The sequence below is a fragment of the Bacillus sp. JJ783 genome, assembly GCF_036963225.1.
GTDB classification, from domain to species: domain Bacteria; phylum Bacillota; class Bacilli; order Bacillales; family Bacillaceae_G; genus Bacillus_A; species Bacillus_A cereus_U.
Genome location: NZ_JBALMG010000100.1, coordinates 1 through 6992 on the forward strand (window position 1 = coordinate 1; position 6992 = coordinate 6992).

The window sequence follows — 6992 nt, forward strand, 5'->3', positions numbered from 1 at the left end:
TAGAAAAAAGTTTGATTAAAAAAGTTCCACTAACATTGATTTTACTGCAAAAAAATCTTATTTTGAATAAAGTTGAACTGAACCCCGAAATTGTTAATTCACTATCGTCTAATAGGGGTCACCATACATACCCATCAACTTAAGAAAAAGAAATGCCCCCAAAACGAAAAAATGAGCGGCTTCTCAAAATAGCTATCTGTAGAGAAAGAAAATTTTAATTTAGGGGGATATGAAAATATTAGCTTGATGGGTATGAAGTAGTGCCCCTATAAACAAAATCCTCCAGAAACATCTAAAATTTGCCCTGTTACCCAGCGGCTATCAGAAGAAGCAAGGAATGCTACTACATCTGCAATATCTTCAACTTGCCCTATTCGTCCGAACACAGATGAATTCGTAGCAAAATTTCGTATTTCCGGATTATCTAGCAATTTCGCATTTATATCTGTCTTCGTATATCCAGGCATAATTGTATTCACTGTTATACCTCTTTCTCCAAGATGTTTAGCTAGAGGAAGTGTCATCGTATTTAGTGCACCTTTACTTAAACCGTATGCAATGGACCCTGCAAAACCAAGTCTTACTTCAGCTGATGAAATGTTAATAACTCGCCCCTCCGCTCGTAATAACGGTAATGTTTGCTGAATTAAGAAGAACGGTGCTTTAATATTTACAGACATAATTTCATCAAAAACTTCTTCTGTCGTATTTTCAATTGTTCCTTGTGTACCTATCCCTGCATTGTTTACTAAAATATCAATCTCTGATGTACCAACTCTTATTTGTAATTCATTCTTCAATTGTTCTACTATCTTTTTGACACCATCAATTGAATTGAAATCCGCTTCAATTAAGAATGCCTTTCCTCCATTTGATTCAATCTCACTAATTGTTTCATCTGCAGCTGCTTTATTTCGGCCATAGTGAATTGCAACTAATGCACCGTCGTTTGCCAATCTCATCGCAATCGCACGACCGATACCGCGACTCGCCCCTGTTACTAACGCTACTTTCCCATCAAAATTCTTCATTTTTTCCACCCTTCCTAAATTTCCGTTTGATAAAGTGAAACTTTAATCAGTGGGGGTTTTCTTCATCCCCCACTGATTATTAGTTGAACCAATCGGGCTTTTACGGGCAGTTAATCTCTCACCTAACCACTTTGCTCCAGCTGAATTTTGAGGTGGGAGTTTTACTGCCCGTTAATGCGGGATAAATCCTATACTTATATTTTTAAGCAAATACTAATAATTTTAAATATAGATTTATAGGTAATTTAGTTCCTTCACTTATGATATTATAGTTATAATTTACGATTTACTTTAGAAAATAAAAAGGGGGGCTATCCAATGCAAAACGCAGTAAAACTAGATGAAATTGACCATAAAATTATGAACTTGTTGTATGAAAATGCGAGAATTTCTGTTTCAGAAATAGGACGTATTATATCCATGACGCAGCCTGCTGTAAAAGAACGCATTAACAAGCTTGAAGATCAAGGGGTTATAGCTGCTTACCGAACGAAATTTGAGCCTTCCAAAATTAATAAAAACATCCAAGCATTTATTATGTTCAAAACGAGTCAATGCTCTGATTTCATCCAATATTGTAATGCCGCTCCTGAAGTAACAGATTTATATCGAATTAGCGGGGAATTTAATTATATGATGAAAGTCATGAGCGATTCGATGGATTCTCTCGCTGCATTTTTAGACTCTTTAATGCAATTTGGATTATCATCTCCTTTAATTGTTTTAAAGAGTGAATTTGAAGAGAAATTGTCGTTCTGATAAGAGGGTACTAAGGTAGAAATATGAAGTGTATGTGGAAAAATTCTTTTATAATATAATAAAACCAGCCATAGGCTGGTTCTTTTTTCATTCAATTTCCTACTAAAAAATCCCGAGTATAATTCTCCTTCTTCCCTATCCTTGATTCTTCCGCGCCTCCCTAAACTCCTCCTTCACCTTCTCTAACAAACCTTCTTCTGTAATTAATCGATACGCTGTATTTGCTAGTGCTTTTGCCGATGTGATTAATGCTTTGTCTCCTAATTGTGAACGAGCTGCCTCTCTAAATTCATTCGTATGTGCAATTAAATCATCTGGTCCGATTTTAATGTACGGATGAATTGTCGGTACGACTTGGCTTACGTTTCCTGCATCTGTTGAGCCAATTCCTACTCTTTCTTTACGGTTTACATCTTCACCTAGTAGTTCTAACTCTTCGGCTACGACGTCATTAAATGTTTTTGTTACGAGTAGTTCATCGATTTCATTTTGGAATTGATGAATTTTCACTTTCGTACCGGTTGCTAACGCTGCACCCTGTGCAATATTTCTTACTTTCTCTGTTACTTCCGCACATCTTTTTCTCGTTGCTGCTCGGATGAAGAACCTTGCTGCAGCGTAGTCTGGAATAATATTAGGTGCTTTTCCGCCTTCTGTAATGACTCCATGAATTTTCACATCTGACGGCAGTTGTTGGCGAAGCGCATTAATACTGTTATAAAGCTGGATAATCGCATCTAATGCGTTAATTCCTTCTTCTGGTGAAGCTGCTGCGTGAGCTGTTTTCCCGTAAAAATGAAAATCAAGTGGATCAACTGCTAGTGACGGACTCGTTGTCGTTGTTTTTCCGCTCGGATGAATCATAAGCGCCGCATCAATGTTTTTAAATAAACCTGCCTTTACATAACTCGATTTCGCGCTACCGTTTTGCCCTCCTTCTTCAGCTGGTGTCCCAAACACGACAACTTCTCCGCCGATTTCTTCCAGTATTTCTGATAATGCGATCGCTGCCGCAACGCTAATTGTGCCAATTAAATTATGACCACACGCATGACCGAGTCCTGGCAAAGCATCATACTCCGCTAAAAATGCGATAACTGGTCCTTGTTTTCCTGAGCTTTTTCGCGCGATAAATCCTGTTTCATGACCAGCTATATTATGTTGCAATTGAAATCCTGCACTACCTAGCAATAAACTTAACGTTCTTGATGCATAAAATTCTTGGTTACCAATCTCCGGATTCGCATGAATATCATGACTTGTTTTTATGTACTTTTCCTTATTTCTTTCTATACTCTCTTCAATTGTTTTTCTTTGTGACGTTACTCCTGTCGCTCCCATTTTTCTTCCCCCTTTATTTTTACGTAAAAAAGCCTCTTTCTAAAAGATAGAAAGAGGCTTTGGCATATACAGTCAAAATGAGCTTCTTTCTTATCTTTCAAGTTACCTTGCTGGAATTGGCACAGTATTCATAAAGAATCCGCTGCCGAGGTGTCATAGGGCCAGTCCCTCAACCTCTCGTGATAAGAATTTTCATAAAATTATATTAAATTATTTTTATTCTAAGTTTATTCCAAGTAAAAGTCAAGGAATTCCTATCCGAATTTACCGAATATCTAAAAACCCTTTTAATACACCAATTGTTTCAGGTGCTTGCATTCTTGCACATATGTACGGAAATTCCGTACTACCTTCAAACATCATTTGAGATGTGAGCGGTGCCCCCGCCCAAAAGATTTCATCATCAATTACTATAAACGGGAATGCTTTATTTTGCCTTTGTAACTTTACATTTTTCAATGGAACTGGTCCATCACTATAAACTGTTATTTGCGCATTTGTACGCATTAACGCTTGCCATACTCGTTTATCTACTTGCCTTGTACTTGGAAGGGAAATGATAATTTTTCGTTTTGCCGCTAAAATATCTTTTAATAGCCCTTTCGGCTCTTCAAGATTCATTTCCATAAACCAACGTAATCGTTTCGAGATTTTTCGCTCCCACACTTGTCTTGATGTCGTCCGATCATACACATCTCCGTGACGTTCTATATGAGCGGTTAATTGCGATAACGCTTGTTTTCTCGACAGATTTTTACGCATGTAGTGGCAATCTGATAATTGAATGAACTTTCCTCTCGCTCTCGTTACTGCTACATTGACAAGACGATGGTTTTTATGATCAAAGAATAACACGCCAGGACGTTCTTGTGGGTAACTATCAACCGTATCAAAGATCATCATATCTCTTTCGGACCCTTGAAACTTATGAACTGTCGCCGCTAAAACTGGTATGTGTTGATATTTAGTTTTCTGCAACATTTCTCTAATACACGTTGATAAAAAGCGGGACTGCGCCCTGTAAGGTGTAACAACACCGATAGATTGAACACCGTCTAACAGTCCAATTAAAATCATTTGCATCGCTACTAAACCAGACATAATATTAAAACGCGAACCTGACGCAGCATCTTTTAAAGAAAATGCTCCCATTAAGCTCGTATCAAATAAAACACTCGCTTCATTTGCGAACGGTTGTAGCTGTGCAAGCTCCTTACGTTCTGAAACAGACGGATGGTCATACACTCTATTTTTATAAATAAATGAGTTTGTAAACTTCGATATATCCGCATGCATACGTCTCTGTTCCTGCAACATAAAAAGGTTGGGATGTGCTTCTGATTTATTTACAGAATCAACAATCCCTGCATGATAAAACATATCTTCGCCGAGCCACTTTCGAACAAGTTCATGATTCGCCATCGCAATCGGAGGCAATTGTAAAAAGTCACCACAAACGACAATACGTTTCCCAAGCGAAGCAGCTAATGCGATTTGCGGAACATATGCCATACTCACTTCATCTACGACAACTAAATCAAATGTACGCTCATAAATAAGTGAATCAATGGCACATTTTGATAGCGTTGCACCGATTACTTGCGCATTTTCAATATATTCTTTTTCTACTTCTTTAATTTTCGCTTTTTGCTTTCGAAGATCACTTTCAATCTCTTGTATACGCTTCTTATCAGCAGAAGTCGCTTTATATGATAAAATCTTTTCACGAAGATCTTGTCGTGTCTCTTCTAAATAGAGTCTTTCTTCTCCCCAAGATCCGTTCGTCGTTTCAACTAACTTCGATGCAAGTAACGTTTCATGATTTCGTATATGTTCATGTTGACTAAAACCGTAACGAACGATTTCACCAGGTGTCCATTTCTTTTTCTTCTCAATTTGCTTCGTTACTTCGCTCATTAATACGTCAACTGCCGCGTTACTGTGAGCTAACACAAGTACCGATTTTCCTTTTTGATAATGAGCCGAAATAATACGTGATAAATTGTACGACTTCCCTGTTCCAGGCGGTCCCCACACATACGTTGTCGGATTGTAAAAAGAGCGATACGCCAATTCATTTTTCGTATTTTTCATCTTTTCAAGGTGTTTCGGACTGCTCGTCCCATCAACAAGACGCTTTATACGATTACGTTTCAGCTTATCTTTATGCGCCTCTTTCAATCTCTCTTGCAACTGTTCTAACAATTGCCACGGTTCACTGTATAACACAGCTTCTCGTATTTCACCTTGTATATAATCATTTAACTTCAATTCGATTTCTAATCCATGTACAGATAATACTTCCCCCGTCGCTTCCTCACCATCGAACTCAATTCGAATTGGTGAACCTTCAGGTAAACTTACTTCCGATATAAGCTGAAATACGTATACTGTACTTTCATAATCTGTATATAAAAAACGACCGTTAATGATAGAGATTTTACTACCACCTATCGTTTTCCAATGTTTAATTTCATATGCTAATGCATAATGCCACTCTTTCATTGTTTCCGATAATGAAGGAGTTTGAGTAGTTGTATTCATAGTATAATCTCCTTCCTTCTCCCCAAACATACTTTCTCACTATACCATATAACACGCTAAAATTTGTAAGGTTTTTATCTTGCTTATTTTCTTAATTTTCAATAATATATTGTATATAATTTTCAGAAAGAAGGAGTGCACATGCCAGTTAGAAGAATCGAACACGTCGGACTTATGGTCACAAATTTAGAAACATCTATTTCATTTTATGAAAAAGTAGTTGGCTTACAACTTATTAAGCGCATGGGACATCCAAACCCAAACTTAAAGCTCGCATTTTTAGGCGTAGAAGAATCAAAAGAAACGATACTTGAACTAATTGAAGGTTACAACGCTTCCCTTCCGGCAGAAGGAAAAGTACATCACATTTGCTTTAAAGTAGACTCATTAAAGGATGAAATCGAAAGACTACAGAAACACGGCGTAACCTTTTTACTGGGAGAAGAAATCGAAACATTACCGGATGGAACACGTTACATATTTTTCGCTGGTCCGGATGGAGAATGGATTGAGTTTTTTGAGACGGAGAGATAAAAAAGGGCCGGAATTTTGGCCCCTTTTTTCGCAAGTGCAGCAACGGTTTGAACACTAGTAACAATTAAACATACCTTCAACCTGAAAATTCACCAAGATTAAGAAACAATCATTTTGTTGGGAGTAGAAAATGATGAATACAGTCTATATTATTGTTTTTTGGGTGCTTATACTTTCTCCACTCCTTTATGTAATCAAGATAAAGAATTGGAATATAAAAGTAGCTGCCGTATTTATTGGAAGGATTCTATTAAGTATCGTCTTTTTCTTAAATGGAATGTATGTAGGACTGCAACGAAATTGGGTACAGCCTCCCTATGAAAAAGAATGGGATGTCTTTATAAAGTCTTTACTAAACGGGGAAACTGAAGCACTTATACACTTGTTACTTCTAATTATCATTTTCACATTCGACTTAATAGTTCTATTTCATTATAAAAATAAAAAGAAATAGGATATTCCCTCCTATTTCTTTTCTTACTGGGGTATCGCTATCAAGCTAAGCTTATGCAAAGTCAATTTTAGGCGAGATTGTTTCTTTTTTCTAAAGGGCAAGTGTAGGTGATTGAAAGATTTACATACGAAATAAACCCTAACTGGTTTCACTTTTTTGAATTAAGCGGCTTGGTTATCAGACAGGGCACAATTGTAAACGACACCTAATATATCAAAGACCGTTTTTTCTCATATCGATGAACAATCACACGAGTTGGGACTTTATCAGTCATAGCTATATTTTGGCTCACCCATACACATAAAGCTACTAAATCTTTTGCTTGGTAC

General features: G+C 37.1%; 6 protein-coding genes and 1 riboswitch. Of the genes, 3 read left to right on the top strand and 3 right to left on the bottom strand.

From position 1 onward, the window contains the following. Positions 1–266: 266 nt before the first annotated feature. Positions 267–1031 carry an SDR family oxidoreductase gene (locus V7038_RS20350; protein ID WP_002110663.1) on the bottom strand — a complete coding sequence of 255 codons (765 nt, stop codon included), beginning with the start codon at positions 1029–1031 and terminating at the stop codon, positions 267–269. Positions 1032–1349: 318 nt separating this feature from the next. On the opposite strand from V7038_RS20350, the gene V7038_RS20355 reads away from it, so the two are divergent. Continuing rightward, positions 1350–1790: an Lrp/AsnC family transcriptional regulator gene (locus tag V7038_RS20355; RefSeq protein ID WP_001178569.1), complete on the top strand. Its 441-nt coding sequence runs from the start codon at positions 1350–1352 to the stop codon at positions 1788–1790. 135 nt (positions 1791–1925) lie between these two features. Here the strand turns inward: V7038_RS20355 and V7038_RS20360 are convergent, their stop codons facing one another. Both V7038_RS20360 and V7038_RS20365 read right to left on the bottom strand, forming a co-directional pair. After that, positions 1926–3131 (bottom strand): M20 family metallopeptidase, encoded by a 1206-nt coding sequence (locus V7038_RS20360; protein ID WP_335695566.1) that lies wholly within the window; start codon positions 3129–3131, stop codon positions 1926–1928. An 87-nt stretch (positions 3132–3218) separates the two neighbouring features. After that, positions 3219–3320, bottom strand: a riboswitch (SAM riboswitch). Positions 3321–3395: 75 nt separating this feature from the next. After that, positions 3396–5705, bottom strand: coding sequence for an AAA domain-containing protein (locus V7038_RS20365; protein WP_335695567.1), 2310 nt, complete (start codon positions 5703–5705; stop codon positions 3396–3398). A 111-nt stretch (positions 5706–5816) separates the two neighbouring features. On the opposite strand from V7038_RS20365, the gene V7038_RS20370 reads away from it, so the two are divergent. Beyond that, complete coding sequence (locus V7038_RS20370) at positions 5817–6209, top strand: VOC family protein (RefSeq protein WP_002110666.1); 393 nt, start codon at positions 5817–5819, stop codon at positions 6207–6209. 130 nt (positions 6210–6339) lie between these two features. Beyond that, complete coding sequence (locus tag V7038_RS20375; RefSeq protein ID WP_070139613.1) at positions 6340–6663, top strand: hypothetical protein; 324 nt, start codon at positions 6340–6342, stop codon at positions 6661–6663. Positions 6664–6992: the final 329 nt, after the last annotated feature.